We start from the raw sequence: 15,728 nt of genomic DNA on the forward strand, positions 1-15,728 counted from the left end.
GCCGGGCGGCGCCGCGCGGCGCGGGCGGCGGGGCGGCGAGTCGGTACGCCTGGGAGATGAGCACGGGCCCGGCGGCCGGCCGCTGCAGCGCGCCGAGCTGGCCCTGCATCCACTGCAGCCGCTTGACGGTGATGTCGAGTTCGGTGGCGAGCCGGTCGATCCGGGGATCGGTCTGCGCGATGATCTGAGGCATACCCCTACGCTGCCGCGCCGGGACTCGACGCGGCAGCGTAGGACTACTCAGTCCCGGGCGGTACTTCCCACCTCGGCCGGGGCCTCGGGGCCGGGGACCGGCGCACCGTCGGACCGGCCCGGGCGGGCCAGCGCCAGGACCGACACCGTACCGGCGAGGCCGACGAGGGTGAGCCCGACGACGACGGCGATCGCAGTGGTCATGCCCGGCAGCAGGTGGCCGGGCAGCGCCTCGGATCCGGCGCTGGTGGTGATCGCGGTGACGACGGCCATCATGACCGCGCCGCCCACCTGGATGAAGGTGTTGAGCAGGCCGGAGGCGAGGCCCTGCTCGTCGTCGTCAACGCCCTCGGTGGCCTGCGAGTTCACCGCCGGGAAGGTGAGGGCGAAGCCGAGCCCGAGCAGCAGGATCGTCGGGAACAGGAACACCCAGTAGCTGTTGCCGGGCTCGGCGCGGAGGAACCAGACGTACGCCCCGAGGAAGGCGGTCAGACCGACGGCGACGAGGACGGTGCTGTTCACGCGGTCGAGCACGGCGTCGATCTTGGTGGCCGACGCGACGACGAGCAGGCCCGCGGGGAGGAAGGCCAACGACATCGCGACGGGGCTCCAGCCCAGCGAGTCCTGGACGTACAGCGTGACCAGGAACTGGAAGGCCGCGTAGCCGCCGAACATGACGAACCCGGCGAGGTTCGCGTGCACGAGTCGGACGGACCTGAGGATCGCGAGCCGGACCAGCGGATGGGGGTGCTTGACCTCGGTCACGACGAAGGCGACCGCGAGCAGCGCGGACACCGCGAACAGGACGAGCACCGTCGGCGAGGCCCAGCCCAGGTGCGGCGCCTGCACCACCGTGTACACCAGGATGAGCAGCGCGCCCGTCGAGGTGAGGGCGCCCGCCACGTCGAACCGCTTGAGGGAGAAGGTCTCCGACGGTGCCGTGTGCGGAATGACCTTCCAGCCCAGGACGAGCAGCGCGAGGGCGATCGGGCCGGGGAAGAGCAGGGTCAGGCGGTAGGAGACCTCGGTGAGCAGGCCGCCGAACACCAGCCCCAGCGAGAATCCCGAGGCGCCGCAGACGGTGTAGATCGAGAAGGCCTTGTTGCGCGCGGGCCCCTCGGCGAAGGTCGTGGTGATGATCGATAGGCCGGCGGGAACGGTGAACGCCGCGGCGACGCCCTTGATGAAGCGCAGCGCGATGAGCGCCGCGGGAAGGTCGATGAAAGCCGTTGCCACGGAGGCGATGCCGAATACCGCGACCGCGCCCAGGAAGACGGGCCGGCGGCCGATGAGGTCCGCGGCGCGCCCGCCGAGGAGCAACAGGCCGCCGTAGCCGAGCACGTAGCCGGAGACGATCCACTGCAGCGAGGACGGGTCCATGCCGAGCGCGGCCTTGATGGACGGCAGTGCCACGCCGACCATCGAGATGTCGAGGGAGTCGAGGAACAGTGCCCCGCAGAGCACGAGCAGCAGGAGCCAGGTCTTCGAGGCCCAGCCGCCGGCGGTGGTGACGTGGTGCACGGGGACGGGTTCCGGGTTCGACGGTGTTGTCGGGGGTTCGTGTGTCGTGGTCACGTCCGGAACTCTATGCGTATGCATTGATTGTGTCTACATATATTTCCGAGGAATATTTTGCGGGCGTCCGGTGTAGACTGCGGACATGAGCGTCAAAGGCGACGTCGCGACCGTCCCCGCGAAGACCTGCACCCCGGAGGACGACGCGCTGGCGGAGCAGTGGCACCGCCTCATGCGCGACTACTCGCGGATGACCTGCGCGCTGGACCGCGCGCTGGCCGCGCACGAGCTGACCTCGTCGGAGTTCGAGGTCCTCGAGCAGCTGGTCCGCGCCCGCGCAGCCGACAACGACAAGGTCCGCATGTCGGATCTCGCCGAGCACGTGCACCTGTCGCAGTCGGCGCTGTCCCGGCTGGTCGCGCGCCTGGAGAAGGACGGACTTGCCGTACGCAGCATGTGCGAGAGCGACCGCCGGTCCGTGTTCACCACGATCACCGAGCGCGGCCGCGAGCGCTACGACGCGGCGCGGCCCACCCAGCGCGCCGTGCTGCGCGCCGAATCGGCCGAGTGCGAGATGCGCGAGTACCTGTGCGGCGACGAGGCCGGGTCGGCGGGCACGGCCGGCCGCTAGAGTTTCGTCCTGGTCACCGACAGTCCCGGATCGGTCGCGGCGCCGAGGTCGGTGGGCGTCGGGTCCGCGTCGATGACATGTGCGCCGAGGGTCGCGATCATCACGCCGTTGTCGGTGCACAGTCGCGGTTTCGGGACGCGCAGCTCGATCCCCGCCGCGTCGCACCGCGCCTGAGCCAGCGATCGGATGCGGGAGTTCGCGGTGGCCCCTCCGCCCAGCACCATCGTGTCCACGCCGGTGTCCTGCACCGCGCGGATCGCCTTGAAGGTCAACACGTCCGCGACCGCCTCCTGGAAGGACGCGGCGATGTCCGGCACGTTCAGTGCCCGCCCCGCGGCGTTCTCCGCCTCGACGTGCCGCGCGACGGCCGTCTTGAGTCCACTGAAGGAGAAGTCGTACCGTGCGTCCTGCTGCCGGGTCATGGCGCGCGGGAAGCGAATGGCGTTCGGATCGCCCTGTCGCGCAAGCTCGTCGATGACGGGCCCACCCGGGTAGCCCAGCCCCAACAGCCGCGCGACCTTGTCGAAGGCCTCCCCCGCAGCGTCGTCGACGGTGGTCCCCAGCTCGGCGATCGGGGCGCCCAGGTCGGTCACGTGCAGGAGGTGGGTGTGGCCGCCCGACACGAGCAGCGCCACACACGGCGGCATCGGACCGTGTTCGAGGGTGTCGACTGCCACGTGTCCGCCGAGATGGTTGAGGCCGTAGAAGGGCACGTCCCACGCCGCCGCATAGGCTTTCGCGGCGGCGACGCCCACGAGCAGCGCGCCCGCGAGGCCCGGACCGATGGTGACGGCGAGGGCGTCCGGGCGATCGACGTCCGCGGCGGCCAGCGCGCGGTGCATCGTCGGGACGATCGCCTCGAGGTGGGCGCGCGAGGCGACCTCGGGCACCACTCCGCCGTACCGGGCGTGCTCCTCCTGCGAGGATGCGACCTCGTCGGCGAGCAGTCGCGCCGTCTTCGACTCCGGATCCCAGTCGACGACACCCACGCCCGTCTCGTCGCACGAGCTCTCGATGCCCATGACGATCATCGCTGTTCCTGCGCTTCCCGCTTCATCGTGTACGCATCCGCCCCGGAGGGACGGTAGTAGTTCTTCCGCAGCCCGACGGTGACGAATCCGTTGCGCTCGTACAGGGTCCGGGCCGGATCGTTGTCGGTGCGGACCTCCAGGAAGACGGCGCCACCGTGCCCTTCGGCCTCGTCGAGCAGGGTGCGCAGCAGCGCGTAGCCCACCCTGCGACCCTGATACGCCGGGTCGACGCCGATGGTCAACACCTCCGACTCCGGGAAGAAGCTGTTGCCCAGCAGCCCGATTCCGGCATAGCCGACCAGAATCCCCTCGTCCCGCGCGGCGAAGAACCGGGTGTGCCGCTCGGGCACGAACGCCGAAGCGGGCCAAGGGCTGTCGCCGTCGAACAGGACCGTCTCCAGTTCGGCGCAGCGCTCGGCCTCGTCGGGGCGCAGCGGCCCGATCGCGATATCAGCCACGCGCTGCCGTCTCGACGGCGTCGGGGCGGCGCAGGTACAGCGGCACCAGGGCCCGCGGCACGGTGCCGAACAGGGGCTCCGCGACCGCGACGAGCCGCGCCGGGTCGGGCGATCCCTCGACGACCCGGGCACCGTCGGTGTTCAGTTCGGCGGGCTTGACGACCCCCGGTCCCTCGACACGGGCACCGTCGGCGTAGCGGGCCCAGTAGACCTCTTTGCGGCGGGCATCGGTCACGACGACCACGTCGCCCTCCTCGCCGTGCGCGATCGCATCGAGACTGCACACCCCGTGCACCGGGATGCCGAGGGCGTCGCCGAATGCGGCGCCGGTGGCCATGCCCACGCGCAGGCCGGTGAACGGGCCGGGCCCGCAGCCCACGACCACCGCGCCCAGGTCCTGGCGGCGCAGTCCCGCCTCCGCCAGGCATTCGAGCAGGTACGGCACGAGGACCTCGGCGTGACCGCGGGCGTGAACGCGATCACGGCGGGCGAGGACGACGCCGGAATCGGTGTCGACGATGCCCACCGTGAGCGCCGGCGTGGCGGTGTCCAGGGCGAGCACGTACATACCTGCAGGTTACCGCCTCGGCGGCGGCGGACTCGAATCAGCGGGCGGGGCACCGGGCGCTCCGCCGCGCACCGCGGGCAGCATGAGCGAGCGGATGAACTGCGCGATCACGGCACGGATATCGGCCAGCGCCGAGTCGGGGTCGTCGGCGCGGGTGATGTACAGCGCGGATTCGTCGAGCATGCCGAGGATCACGTGGGCGACGGGGCGCACCGGCTGCGGCGCCATCCAGCCCTTCTCGACCGCCTGCGTGATGAGCCCCTCGATCACCGCGAGCCCGTACTTCTCGCCGCGGGCGCGCCAGCCCTCCCAGCCGAGGACCGCGGGGGCGTCGATCATCGTGATGCGGGTGACGCCGGGCTCGGCGATCGCCGCCATGAAGGTGTCGACGGCGAGGAGCATGGCATCGACCGGGTCCAGTTCTCCGGCCTCGAGTACCGCCCGTGCGGCACCGCTGATGGTCTCCTCCTCGACCGCGTCGAAGACCGCCTCGAAGAGACCGCGCTTGTCGCCGAACTGGTGGTAGAGGGCACCCCGGGTGACTCCCGCAGCCTCGACGATCGCCTGCGTGCCGATCTCCGCATAGCCGTGCGCGGCGAACAGCTCGCGCGCCGCGGAGATCAGCGCGGCGCGCGTCGCGGCGGTGCGCTCCGCCTGAGTCCGGCGGCCGCCCCGGACCTCGTCATTGACTTCCATACAGGTTGCACGTAACTTTCATACCGAGTGTTCGTAACTGCGCTCCGACCTTAGCCTCCGACGACCCGAAGGGTGTGCCATGCGGCAGTTCTACCTGGTCATGATGGCGATCGGCACCGTGGTGCCGTGGATCCTCTTCGGCGGCTTCTTCGCCGCCGAGGGCTTCGACATTCCCCTCTTCGCGCGCAGCCTGTTTCCCAACGGCGCCGCCGCCGGTTTCACCGTCGACGTGCTGGTCTCGATCGTCGTCTTCCTCGTCTGGTCGTACGCCGACGCGACCCGGGCCGGAATCCGCCGGTGGTGGCTCGTGCTCCCGGCGACCTGCCTCGTCGGGCTGTCCCTGGCACTGCCCCTGTACCTGTACCTGCGCGCCTCCCGGGACGAGACCGCGCCCGCGCCGTCCGCACCGACAGGAGTCCCCGCATGACCACGAAGAAACTTCCGTCCGGCACCGTCGAGTGCCGCGAGTACGGGCCCGAATCGTCCGAGTACCCGCCCGTCCTGTTCGTGCACGGCGTGCTCGTCGACATGCGGCTGTGGGGCCGCGTCGCGGAGGCGCTCGGCACCGCGGGGCACCAGTGCATCACCGTCACCTGGCCGCTGGGCTCGCACCGGATCCCCTGGGGCGGGGCGGCACATCGCGGGCCGCACGGGGCGGCGCGGCTGGTGGCCGAGTTCATCGCGGACCAGGGCCTCGAGGGCTGCACGCTGGTGGGCAACGACTCCGGCGGCGCGATCTGCCAGTACCTGCTACACGAACGCCCCGAGCTCGTGGGCCGGCTGGTGCTGACCAACTGCGATGCCTTCAGCACCTTCCCTCCGCAGCCCTTCGCCGCGGTCTTCGCGCTCCTCGCCCGCGCTACTCTGACCGGCCCCCTGCTCGGGGCGATGCGACTGCGGGCGCTGCGGCATTCCCCGCTCGGGTTCGGCCTCCTGCTGCGCCGGCCCGATGCGGACCTGACCGCCTCCTGGGCCGAGCCCGCCCGCACCGATCCCGCCATCCGGGCCGATCTCACCGCCTTCCTGCGGGCCATCGACCCGTCCGAGCTGGCCCGGATCACCCCGACGATGGCCGACTTCCGCGGCCCCGTCACCCTCGTGTGGGGCACCGCGGACCGCTGCTTCACGCCCGCGCTCGGGCGGCGCCTCGCCGCGGCCTTCGGCGACGATCGGCCGGGCGGCGTCCGGTTCGTGGAGGTCGACGGTGCCCGCACCTTCGTCGCGCTCGACGAACCGCAGGCGGTCGCTCAGGCGATCACCGACATCGCGTCGGTCCCGGGGAGCACCATGGAGACATGAGCGAGAACACCGATCCCCTCCCCGACTGGGCGCCGCTCATCCGCGGCCTGCACGCCCGGTTCCGCACGCGCGACTTCGCGGCCGGTCTGGAACTGGTGACGGCCTTCGCCGCCGAGGCCGAGGCCGCCGATCACCACCCGGACCTCACCCTGCGATACGGCACCGTCGACGTACTGCTGTACAGCCACGACGTCGGCGGCGTCACCGATCGCGACCACCGACTCGCCGCACGTTTCTCGGAGATCGCCCGCGATCGCTCGATCAGCGCGAGCCCCGGTGAACCGTCGGTGCTCGAGCTCGGCCTGGACACGCCGGACGCCGCCGAGATCGCACCGTTCTGGTCGGCGATCCTGGGCGCCGAGATCCACGACGATCAGGGCGATCTCGAGATCCGCGCCCATGGCGCGGATGCGATCCTGTGGTTCCAGCACACCGAGCCGCACGAGACGCCGCGCCAGCGCTTCCACCTCGACGTGTGGGTGGACCCGCGCGCGGCCGGCGACCGCATCGCCGCCGCGCTCGCGGCGGGTGGCCGGCTGGTGTCCGACGAGCGCGCACCGTCGTTCTGGGTGCTCGCCGACACCCAGGGCAACCACGCCTGCATCTGCACTGTGGCGGGGCGCCCCTGACGAAGTACCCTGGTACCAAGAACTCCATCGGAGGTACCAATGGCACTGAACATCAAGGACCCGCGGGTCCACGACATGGTGAAGCAGATCACCGCGATCACCGGCCAGTCCCAGGCGGCGGCGGTGGAGTCTGCCGTGGAGCAGCGGCTTCGAGAGCTCCTCGCCGAGGACAAGGCTGCCCGAATACTGGCCATCGGACGGGACATCGCGAGGCGCCTCACACCCGAACAGAGCGCGCGCATGCGCGACCACGCTGCAGAGTTGTACGACGAGGAAACAGGTCTTCCCCGATGATCGTTGACACATCCGCACTGATCTCGATCGCACTCGACGAGCCGGAGGCGCCGGAGTTCGCCCTCGCGCTCGCACGGAACCCCGGCCGCATCTCCGCTGCGACGCTGCTGGAGACCAGCATCGTCGCAGACCGCGCGGGCGACCCCGTCGTTACGCGCAAACTCGATGATCTCCTCGACCGATCGTCGATCGAGGTCATGGCGTTCACGCACAGGCAGGCAATGATCGCGCGGCAGGCGTACCGGGACTTCGGCAAGGGCAGCGGACACCCGGCCAGGCTGAACCTCGGCGATTGCTTCGCCTACGCCCTCGCGATCGACACCGGTGAGCCCCTGCTCTGGAAGGGAGACGACTTCGGCCACACCGGTATCGCATCGGCGATGCCTGAGGGATAGTGGCCGCTCAGTCCCCGTCGACCCATTCCCAGGTCGCGGTGCGGACATCGGTGCCCTCCGCCCGGCGCAGCCGCACCATGAGGTGCCGGTCCGCGAGGCGCTCCGCCACCCCCTCGCCCCACTCGACCACGACGACGCAGTCCTCGAGGTCGGTGTCGAGGTCGAGGGCGTCCAGCTCGTCGAGTCCGCCCAGGCGGTACGCGTCCACATGGATCAAGCCGGGACCCCCGGACCCTCCGGGACGATGCTCGCGGGCGATGATGAACGTGGGCGAGGAGACGCGGCCGAGGACGCCGAGACCGGCGGCGATCCCGCGGGTCAACGCCGTCTTGCCGGCCCCGAGCGGACCGTCGAGGATGACGAGGTCACCGGCGGCGAGCTCCCCCGCCAGCTCCCTGCCGAGCGCCTCGGTGTCCTCGACCTCCGGCAGAACACGCTCGGCGGCACTCACGATTCACGCACCCGCGCCACCAGTTCCGCGATCGAACGCGCGACCCGCGGGGCGGACTCGAGGATCAGCATGTGCCCGGTATCGGCGAGCACGACGAGCTCGCAGTCCAGTTCCTCGGCGAGCGCCTTCGATTTGCGCAGCGGCGTCATCCAGTCATGATCGCCGCACACCACGGAGGTCGCGATCCGGCGCAGCACGGGCACGGCGCCGCGCTCGTCGTACTCCTCCAGCGCCGGCATGAATCCCGCGTACGTGCCGAGCGGCGCGGACAGGCTCATCGTCGACGAGAAGTCCGTCATCGTCGCGCTCCGGTCGCCCGGGGCGTAGGCCCCCGCCGTGACGAAGGGGGTCGCGAAGGGCTTGATCACCTCGCGCCCCCGGCCGACCACCGTGGGCAGGAAGCGGATCGCGACGCGCACCACGTCCAGAACGGGATTGCGCAGTGCCGCAGCCAGGCCCACGTCGGTGAGCGCGTGCGACGCGGTGCCCAACAGGGACGCGCCCACCACCCGCGACCCGATCAACTCGGGATGTCCGGCGGCCAGCGCGCAGATCGCCATGCCGCCCATGGAGTGTCCGGCGAGCACGATCGGGCCCTCCGGGACCAGAGTCCTGATGACGGTGGCGATGTCGTCGCCGAGCAGCCCGACGGTGCTCTGCTCGGGCGTGCAGGAGCCGGAGTCGCCGTGGCCGCGACAATCGGGGAAGACCATCCGGACGTCGTCGCCCCACCGTGCCTGAAGCGCGTTGCGCACCAGCACCCACGACCCGGTCCGCAGGGTGAAGCCGTGCACGAAGAGCACGGTCATCGGCGCGGTCCGCGGGCCGACCTCCCGAACGTGCAGCGGCACACCGTCGGAGCTCATGACGATCGACTCCCGATCCGACCGGAACTCCAGATCCTCCGGCGCGACGGGATCCTCGCCGCCACCGCGCACGCCGAGCGCCCGGGCGGCGGCCGCGATCCCCGTGAGGGCGGCCACGGCCACGCCCGTACTCAGGCCCGCGAGCAGTGCGGGCCCGGGCAGGTGGACGCGCTCCGGGATGTGCACCTGACCGCGGTCGTCGTCGTTCACAGCTCCCCCGTGTACGTCCGGACGGCGCGCCCACGCACGCCGGTGAGGACCTCGTAGTCGATGGTGCCCAGCTTCTCCGCCCAATCGGCGGCGCGGTCGGCGCCCGGCGCATCGCCGAACAGGACCGCGGTGTCGCCCTCCGCGACTCCGCCGCCGCCCGGCCCCAGGTCGATCACGCACTGGTCCATACAGACCCGGCCCACCTGCGGGAACCGGCGGCCACCGATGGCCACCTCGATCCGGCCGCTCAGCGGGCGCCACACGCCGTCCGCGTAACCCGCCGGAATCAACCCGACCACGGTGTCTCGCGGCGCGATCCAGCTGTGGCCGTAACTGACCCCGTCGCCCTTGCGGATCCGCTTGATCAGGATCACCGGGGCCGCGAAGGTCATCACCGGCCGCAGACCGAAGTCCCTGCCGGGCACCGGGATCCCGCCGTACAGGGCGATGCCGGGGCGGACCAGGTCGAAGTGGAGGTCGGGGCGGGTGAGGGCGGCCGCCGAGTTCGCGGCGTGCACCTGCGTGGGCGTCAGGCCGTGCGTGCGGGCATCGGCGACGCTGGCCGCCAGCACGTCGCGCTGCACGTCCAGGAAGGGGTGGTCGGGTTCGTCGCCGTGCGCGAGATGCGTGAACACGCCCTGCAGCCGGACGAGCCCCGCGCGCTCCGCCTCGATGAGCGCGTCCCGGGTCGCCGCCCACTCGGCCGGGGCGACGCCGTTGCGGCTCAGGCCCGTATCGACCTTGACGTGCACCACGGCCGGGCGGCCCACCGCCCGCGCCGCCTCGACGACCCGCGCCAGCTGCCGCGGCGAGCTCACCCCCAGCCGCACGTCGGCGTCGATCGCCCGCTCGTAGCCGCTCGTGCTGAGCCAGCTGAGCAGCGGCACCGAGACACCGTCCTCGCGCAGCGCCACCGCCTCGTCGATGGTGGTCACGCCCAGCTCCGTGGCGCCGCCCGCCAGCGCGGCCCGCGCGACGGGGAGCGCTCCGTGGCCGTAGGCATCGGCCTTGAGCACTGCCATCACCGCGGCGCCCGTCGCGTGCTCGGCGACGATCCGCGTGTTGTGCGCGAGCGCGCTCAGGTCGATCTGTGCGGTGAGTCCGTCCAGCCCGGACGCCGGGATCCGTGTATTCATGGCGCTGTCAGCCTAGTCGCGCAGAAGATCGCGCAGTACGTCCGGCAGGGCGGCGCTGATGGCGGCCGCGTGGGTGGGGGCCCCGTCGGCGGCGCGGGCGGCGGCCAGGCCGTGCACCCGCGCGGCGCAGGCGGCCGCATCGAGCGGGCCGAGGCCGGACGCGAGCAGCTTGCCGATGATCCCCGTGAGCACGTCACCGGAGCCGGGCGTCGCGGCCCAGGACGACCCCGCGGTATCGACGACCGTCCGGCCGTCGGGGCCGGCGACGACGGTGACGTGGCCCTTGAGCAGCACCGTCGCGTCGAAGTCCCGGGCCGCCTCGCGCGCCGCCGCGACCCGGTCGTTGCCCACCGGGCCGGCGAGCCGGGCGAACTCCCCCGCGTGCGGGGTGAGCACCGTCGGCGCGGTCCGCCCCGCGAGCAGCCCCGGGTGCTCCGCGAGCAGGGTCAGGCCGTCGGCGTCGATCACCGTCGGGAGGTCCTGGTCCAGGACCCGGGCCAGACGGTCCGCCGCGGCATCGTCGACGCCCATCCCGGGACCGACCGCCCAGGCCTGCACCCGCCCGGCGGCGGCGGGGTCGTCGCTCGCGACCGCCTCGGGCCAGGCGGCCAGGACCGCATCCCGGGCGGTGCCCGCGTACCGGACCATGCCGGACGTGGCGCGGATCGCCGAGCCCGTCGCGAGCACCGCGGCGCCCGGGTAATCCGCGCCCCCGGCGACGACGCCGAGCACGCCGAGGCTGTACTTGTCGTCGGCGGCCCCCGGCACGGGCCAGAGCGCGGCGACATCGGCGTCCTCGAGGGACCGCAGGTCACCCGGGCCGAGGCGCAGGCCGATGTCGATCAGCTCGACCCGACCGCACTGCGCCGGCGCCAGCGCGTGCACGGGCTTGAGCGCACCGAAGGCGACGGTGACCGCCGCCGCGACGGCCGGGCCGTGGACGACCCCCGTGCGCATGTCCACGCCGGACGGCGTGTCCGCCGCGACGATCGGCGCGTCGATCATGTCGACGATCCGGGCGGCGTCCGGCCGGAGCGCACCCCGGCCGCTGATCCCGACGATGCCGTCGACCACCAGGTCCGGGCGGTCGGGCGTCGCCGTGACGCGACCACCGGCGCGCCGGAGCGCGGCCAGCCCGGCGGGATGCGCGCGGTCCGGTGCGAGCAGGACGGCCTCCACCGCGACGCCCCGTCGGCGCAGGTCCGCGCCCGCGAACAGGGCGTCGCCACCGTTGTCGCCGGAGCCGACGAGCAGGGTCACCCGGCGGCCCGTGACCCCGCCGGTCCGGGCCGCGAGCTCGGACGCGCAGACCCGGGCCAGGCCGTGCGCGGCGCGCCGCATCAGCGCACCGTCGGGCAGCGAGTCGAGGAGGGGCGCCTCGGCGTCCCGGACCGCGTCGGGGAGGTGATAGTGCCGCACGCCGCCACGGTACGGCAGATCGACTAACGTGAGGGCCGTGACGGATCCGAACAAGCTGGTGAAGCAGTTGCGGCGCCGCGGCCCCCACCGCGTGCTCAAGGGCGACCTCGGCGTGGCGGGCCTGCCCGGCCTGATCTACACGCCCGAGAGCGGCTCGAACCTCCCGGCGGTGGCGTTCGCGCACGACTGGGTGACGCCCGCGAAGCGGTACCGCAAGACGCTCGAGCACCTGGCCTCCTGGGGCATCGTGGTCGCGGCCCCGGACACCGAACGCGGGGTGCTCGCCGCCGACGGTCGGCTCGCACTGGACCTGGGCACCGCGCTCGACGTGATCACCGAGGTCCGCCTGGGCACCGGCGACATCACGGTGAACCGCACCAAGCGGGGTGTCGTGGGCGACGGCTGGGGGGTCGGCGCCGCGCTGATCGCCGCCGCCGCGGACAGCCGCATCGAATCGGTGGCCGCCCTGTTCCCGTCCCCGACCTCGCCGCAGGCGGAGAAGGCCGCGGTCGGCACGAGCGCGAACGCACTGATCCTGGCCGCCGCCGGCGATGAGCATTCGATGAGCTCCAACGCCGGCGTGCTGTCCCTGCGCTACGCGGGCCCGACGGAGCTGCGCATCGTTCCCGATGCGCAGGCCGGCGGCCTCGCCGAGGGCATCTCGCTGCGCGGGGCGCTCGGCGCAGGCGGATCCGACAAGACGACGCAGCGGATCGTCCGCGCCCTGCTCACGGGTTTCCTGCTCGGCGGCCTCGCCGAGGTCAAGGAGTTCAAGGACTTCGCCGAGCCCGGCGCGGACCTGGGCGACACCTCGTTCGTCTGGGACCCCGATGCGGAGCCCGCGGAGCCGAGCGCGCTGCAGCGCCTGCGCAGCCTGGTCTGACGATCAGCCGCCGCGCAGCCACGACCTCGGCCCGGCCGGGCGGCCGACCACCTCGATCGGTTCGGTGATCGCCGCGGGTTCCGGCGTGACGCCCGCCGCCCGCATCAGGTCGGCCAGCACCGCCTCGCGCGCCGCGATCCGCTGCGCGCGGGCATGGTCCTCGGTGTTCCACGCGGGTGTGTGCACGAGATCCTCCTAGGGCACGGTGACGGCGAACTCGGCTCCGCTGCCCTGCTGTTCGCCCGGCGGGCAGGGATCTTCGGTGGCGCCGGACTGCGCCGGTTCCGGCTGCTCGGTGACCTTCGGATTCACCGGGGCGGGAGCGGGAGCGGGTGTCGGCGACGCGGTCGCCCCCGTGCCGGCGCCGTCCCCCGTGCCGGCGCCCGGAGCGGCGTTCGGGCTCGAGGGTGCGCCGGTCGGCGGGGCGGCCGGGGTCGTAGCGGGACTCGTCGGTGAACTCGGTGTCGGTGTCGCAGAGGGCTTCTCGGCCGCGACCGGCTTGTCGACACCCGGCGCGTCCGCGCCGCCCCGCTCCGCGGGCGCATCCCCGACCGGCGTCAGCGTGCCGTCCGCCCCGATCGTGAGCGTGATCCGCTGCTCGGTACCGTCCGGGCGCTTGGCGGTGACCTCCACGGTCTTCCCGTCCGGGCTCAGGGTGGCGGTCACGGTGCGGCCCAGCGCATCCGTGCCGATCACCTTCGCGCCGCCCTTCCCCTCGGCGCCCGAGCCGGTCCTGTCCTCGCCCTGCCCCTTGCCGCCGGTCTTGTCGTTCGTCGTACCGTCGGCCTTGTCCAGGCCCAGCTTCTCGGTCAGCGCGGGCAGGAGCTTCGACAGCCAGGCGGGCACGCCCGTGTCGGTCGCCGACGGGGTGGCGGACGGGTTGCCCGCGCCGCTCGCCGTCGGGCTCGACGGGCTGCCGGACGACGGGCTCGCGCTCGTGGGTGCCGCCGTCGGGCTCGCGCTCGTCGGCGTCGCCGCAGTCGGCGTCGCGGTCGCGGGCGTCGTCGTCGACGGGCCGGCCGTCGACGGAGCCGCCGAGGACGGCGAGGCGACACTCGGCGACGTGGTGGTCGGGCTCGAGCTCGACGGGGCGCCTCCGCCACCGCCACCCGCCACGGGACTCGCGACGGGACTCGCGACGGGACTCGCCGTGGTGGGCGCGGCCGGCGTCGGGGTGGAGGTCGCGGAGATTGCGGTGAAGACCGGCGCGGGGAAGGCCGAGAAGTCGGCCCCCTGCGCCGCCGCGGGGACCGCGCCGTACGCCGACCGGATGGCCGTGCCGGCCGCGTCGTTGATCGCGAAGAACCTGGTCAGGTCAGCCTGCAGCTGCTCCTCGAAGGCGGCGACGGCGGCCCTGTCCAGATGGTTCGTGCCGCCGGGCAGGATCTCGAGGCCGAGCACTCCCCGGGTGAGCGCGGCCGCGTCGACGGTGGACACCGAGAACTCGGTGAGCGCCTTGATCTTGGTCGCGACCGCGGCGACCACGACGTCCGGGACCGCCTCCGCGGCCTTGGCGGTGGCCTCGATCAGCGCGGCCGCGCTCGCGCTGCGGGTGTTCTGCGCGCCGAGGGTCGTGACCGCGGCCCTGCCCGCGTTGTCGGGCCAGGCCGTGTTCACGGAGTCCTTGGCGGTGTTCTGATCGGTGATCGCCTGCGCGGCGGCGGTGGCCTGCGCCCGGAGCATCACCGCATCCCCGCGCAGCGCCGCGAGGTCGATACCGCGTTCGTGGTCGTAGGTCCGGCACACGTCGCGGATCCAGTGCGGCCAACGCCGCGTGGAGATGCGCTGCGCGATCTCGAGCATCAGCTTGAAGTACTGGAGGGGCTCCGCGCCCGCGTCGAGCATCTGATCGACGGTCTGTTCAGCCACCGGCGCCGGCCCCCGTGACCGCGGTGGCGGCACCGTCGTCCGTGCGGACGTGGGCGCTCGCGGAGTTGGTGAGCCCCGTCCCGCAGGCCTTGGCGCCCGTCTGCCAGGCCGTGGTCACCGCGGCGACCGTCTCGAGCGCGGCCGCGTAGGCCGCCCCGTCGGACTGGTAGTCGCGCCCGAAATCCCCGGCCTCCGCGGTGAACCCGCGGATCCGGCCGGCGACCGTCCCGAGCGCCTCGCCCACCGCGTGGTACTCACCGCCCGCGGCGCGCACCGCCGCCGCATCGATCTTCGTGCCCATCGCGATCCCCCATCGCCCGCACAACCCCGTCATACATTGGACGCACCAGCGGGCGGATCGGTTCCGCGCGAACCATCAGATCACGCCGGCCCGCCGCACGGCGTCGCGCAACCCGGAGGGACGCAGATCCACGGGCAGCGGGTCCACCTGCGCGAAGCCGCACCCGATCGCGCGGGAGGCACCGTCGGCCTCGTGGCTGTCACCGACCATGAGGACCCGCTCCGGCGCCAGCCCCAGCGCCGCCGCAGCGATGCGGAAGACCTCGAGGTCGGGCTTGGCGTGCCCCGCCTCGAAGGAGAGGACGAACTCGTCGACGAGGTCGGCGATGCCCGCGCGCGCGAAGGCCGGGCGGATGTCGTAGCCGATGTTGGACAGCACGCCCACCGCGAGCCCGGCGTCCCGGACCGCGCGCAGGACTTCAGCGGTGTCGGGGTAGATCGTCCAGTTCAGCGGGTTGGAGAACTCGTCGTAGAGGCGCTCGCGGTCGCCCGCGTCGGCGACGCCCGAGTGCTCGAGCACATGCAGGTAGGCGCCGCGGTGGTCGGCGGCCGAGAGGTCGCGGGCGTGCCAGGTGCGCAGGGCCTCGCCCGCCATCGGCACCGGGAGCCCGACGGGGACGGTCATCCGGTGCTGGAGTTCGCGCTGCGCGGCGTCGTCGAGCGGGCGCCCGTCGGCGGCGACGAGGCCCGCGAACCACTGCGGGTCCGGCTCCAGCCGGAACAGGGTTCCCGAGAAGTCGAACAGCACACCCTCATAACCGGTCACTAGGGCACCATGCTTTCTACGGACCCCTTCGGGGTGTTCGTGTGAGGAACCTGACGGGGATCGAGGTGACGGCCGTTATCGGTCGCCCTTCGAGGGCTTGTATGACACCGCCGCCCTCGG

General features: G+C 72.8%; 21 protein-coding genes. 7 read left to right on the forward strand and 14 right to left on the reverse strand.

Annotated elements, in window-relative coordinates; all coding sequences use genetic code 11:
* Positions 1–193 (reverse strand): hypothetical protein (locus HF999_RS21330; protein WP_168547791.1); only part of this gene is annotated, 193 nt, incomplete at its 3' end.
* A gap of 47 nt (positions 194–240) precedes the next feature.
* Positions 241–1,791 carry an MFS transporter gene (locus HF999_RS21335; protein WP_168547792.1) on the reverse strand — a complete coding sequence of 517 codons (1,551 nt, stop codon included), beginning with the start codon at positions 1,789–1,791 and terminating at the stop codon, positions 241–243.
* A 61-nt stretch (positions 1,792–1,852) separates the two neighbouring features.
* Here HF999_RS21335 and HF999_RS21340 point away from each other — a divergent pair, with 61 nt between their 5' ends.
* The gene (locus HF999_RS21340) at positions 1,853–2,338 is read left to right on the forward strand and encodes a MarR family winged helix-turn-helix transcriptional regulator (protein WP_168547793.1); all 486 of its coding nucleotides are present in this window, start codon (positions 1,853–1,855) and stop codon (positions 2,336–2,338) included.
* Here the strand turns inward: HF999_RS21340 and tsaD are convergent.
* Genes tsaD through HF999_RS21360 form a run of 4 tightly spaced genes read right to left on the reverse strand, consistent with a single transcriptional unit; the run spans position 2,335 to position 5,091 of the window.
* Positions 2,335–3,369, reverse strand: coding sequence for a tRNA (adenosine(37)-N6)-threonylcarbamoyltransferase complex transferase subunit TsaD (gene tsaD, locus HF999_RS21345; RefSeq protein ID WP_168547794.1), 1,035 nt, complete (start codon positions 3,367–3,369; stop codon positions 2,335–2,337). The two genes, HF999_RS21340 and tsaD, sit on opposite strands and share 4 nt — an antisense overlap.
* Positions 3,366–3,827 carry a ribosomal protein S18-alanine N-acetyltransferase gene (rimI, locus tag HF999_RS21350; RefSeq protein WP_168547795.1) on the reverse strand — a complete coding sequence of 154 codons (462 nt, stop codon included), beginning with the start codon at positions 3,825–3,827 and terminating at the stop codon, positions 3,366–3,368. The genes tsaD and rimI overlap by 4 nt, the downstream gene beginning before the upstream one ends.
* Positions 3,820–4,395, reverse strand: coding sequence for a tRNA (adenosine(37)-N6)-threonylcarbamoyltransferase complex dimerization subunit type 1 TsaB (tsaB, locus tag HF999_RS21355; RefSeq protein WP_168547796.1), 576 nt, complete (start codon positions 4,393–4,395; stop codon positions 3,820–3,822). Before tsaB ends, rimI begins: the two co-directional genes overlap by 8 nt.
* Before the next feature lie 9 nt (positions 4,396–4,404).
* A complete protein-coding gene (locus HF999_RS21360; protein WP_168547797.1) occupies positions 4,405–5,091 on the reverse strand; it encodes a TetR/AcrR family transcriptional regulator in 687 nt (228 codons plus the stop codon).
* Between the two features lie 79 nt (positions 5,092–5,170).
* Between HF999_RS21360 and HF999_RS21365 the strand changes: the two genes are divergently transcribed.
* From HF999_RS21365 to HF999_RS21385, 5 genes are read left to right on the forward strand one after another with little or no spacing between them, the layout of a single operon-like run.
* On the forward strand, positions 5,171–5,518 hold the full coding sequence (locus HF999_RS21365) for a DUF2834 domain-containing protein (RefSeq protein WP_168547798.1): 348 nt from the start codon (positions 5,171–5,173) through the stop codon (positions 5,516–5,518).
* Positions 5,515–6,390, forward strand: a complete 876-nt coding sequence (locus tag HF999_RS21370; protein WP_168547799.1) for an alpha/beta fold hydrolase — start codon at positions 5,515–5,517, stop codon at positions 6,388–6,390. The genes HF999_RS21365 and HF999_RS21370 overlap by 4 nt, the downstream gene beginning before the upstream one ends.
* Positions 6,387–7,019, forward strand: a complete 633-nt coding sequence (locus HF999_RS21375; protein ID WP_168547800.1) for a 4a-hydroxytetrahydrobiopterin dehydratase — start codon at positions 6,387–6,389, stop codon at positions 7,017–7,019. Before HF999_RS21370 ends, HF999_RS21375 begins: the two co-directional genes overlap by 4 nt.
* Positions 7,020–7,058: 39 nt before the next feature.
* Complete coding sequence (locus HF999_RS21380; RefSeq protein WP_168547801.1) at positions 7,059–7,313, forward strand: type II toxin-antitoxin system VapB family antitoxin; 255 nt, start codon at positions 7,059–7,061, stop codon at positions 7,311–7,313.
* Positions 7,310–7,708, forward strand: a complete 399-nt coding sequence (locus tag HF999_RS21385; RefSeq protein WP_168547802.1) for a type II toxin-antitoxin system VapC family toxin — start codon at positions 7,310–7,312, stop codon at positions 7,706–7,708. The genes HF999_RS21380 and HF999_RS21385 overlap by 4 nt, the downstream gene beginning before the upstream one ends.
* 7 nt (positions 7,709–7,715) lie before the next feature.
* Here HF999_RS21385 and tsaE read toward each other — a convergent pair whose 3' ends face one another.
* Genes tsaE through HF999_RS21405 form a run of 4 tightly spaced genes read right to left on the reverse strand, consistent with a single transcriptional unit; the run spans position 7,716 to position 11,790 of the window.
* Positions 7,716–8,159, reverse strand: coding sequence for a tRNA (adenosine(37)-N6)-threonylcarbamoyltransferase complex ATPase subunit type 1 TsaE (gene tsaE, locus HF999_RS21390; protein WP_312854232.1), 444 nt, complete (start codon positions 8,157–8,159; stop codon positions 7,716–7,718).
* Positions 8,156–9,235, reverse strand: a complete 1,080-nt coding sequence (locus tag HF999_RS21395) for an alpha/beta fold hydrolase (protein ID WP_168547803.1) — start codon at positions 9,233–9,235, stop codon at positions 8,156–8,158. Before HF999_RS21395 ends, tsaE begins: the two co-directional genes overlap by 4 nt.
* A complete protein-coding gene (gene alr, locus HF999_RS21400; RefSeq protein WP_168547804.1) occupies positions 9,232–10,371 on the reverse strand; it encodes an alanine racemase in 1,140 nt (379 codons plus the stop codon). The genes HF999_RS21395 and alr overlap by 4 nt, the downstream gene beginning before the upstream one ends.
* 12 nt (positions 10,372–10,383) lie before the next feature.
* Positions 10,384–11,790 carry an NAD(P)H-hydrate dehydratase gene (locus HF999_RS21405; RefSeq protein WP_168547805.1) on the reverse strand — a complete coding sequence of 469 codons (1,407 nt, stop codon included), beginning with the start codon at positions 11,788–11,790 and terminating at the stop codon, positions 10,384–10,386.
* Positions 11,791–11,827: 37 nt separating this feature from the next.
* Here HF999_RS21405 and HF999_RS21410 point away from each other — a divergent pair, with 37 nt between their 5' ends.
* Positions 11,828–12,673, forward strand: coding sequence for a dienelactone hydrolase family protein (locus tag HF999_RS21410; protein ID WP_376766508.1), 846 nt, complete (start codon positions 11,828–11,830; stop codon positions 12,671–12,673).
* A gap of 3 nt (positions 12,674–12,676) precedes the next feature.
* Here HF999_RS21410 and HF999_RS21415 read toward each other — a convergent pair whose 3' ends face one another.
* From HF999_RS21415 to HF999_RS21430, 4 genes are all read right to left on the reverse strand, one after another.
* Complete coding sequence (locus HF999_RS21415) at positions 12,677–12,859, reverse strand: hypothetical protein (protein ID WP_168547807.1); 183 nt, start codon at positions 12,857–12,859, stop codon at positions 12,677–12,679.
* A gap of 9 nt (positions 12,860–12,868) precedes the next feature.
* Positions 12,869–14,542, reverse strand: coding sequence for a hypothetical protein (locus HF999_RS21420; protein WP_168547808.1), 1,674 nt, complete (start codon positions 14,540–14,542; stop codon positions 12,869–12,871).
* Positions 14,535–14,843 (reverse strand): hypothetical protein, encoded by a 309-nt coding sequence (locus HF999_RS21425; RefSeq protein WP_168547809.1) that lies wholly within the window; start codon positions 14,841–14,843, stop codon positions 14,535–14,537. Before HF999_RS21425 ends, HF999_RS21420 begins: the two co-directional genes overlap by 8 nt.
* A 75-nt stretch (positions 14,844–14,918) precedes the next feature.
* On the reverse strand, positions 14,919–15,608 hold the full coding sequence (locus HF999_RS21430) for an HAD family hydrolase (RefSeq protein WP_168547810.1): 690 nt from the start codon (positions 15,606–15,608) through the stop codon (positions 14,919–14,921).
* Positions 15,609–15,728: the final 120 nt, after the last annotated feature.

Origin of the sequence: Tsukamurella spumae, from assembly GCF_012396015.1 — a bacterium.
Lineage (GTDB): Bacteria > Actinomycetota > Actinomycetes > Mycobacteriales > Mycobacteriaceae > Tsukamurella > Tsukamurella spumae.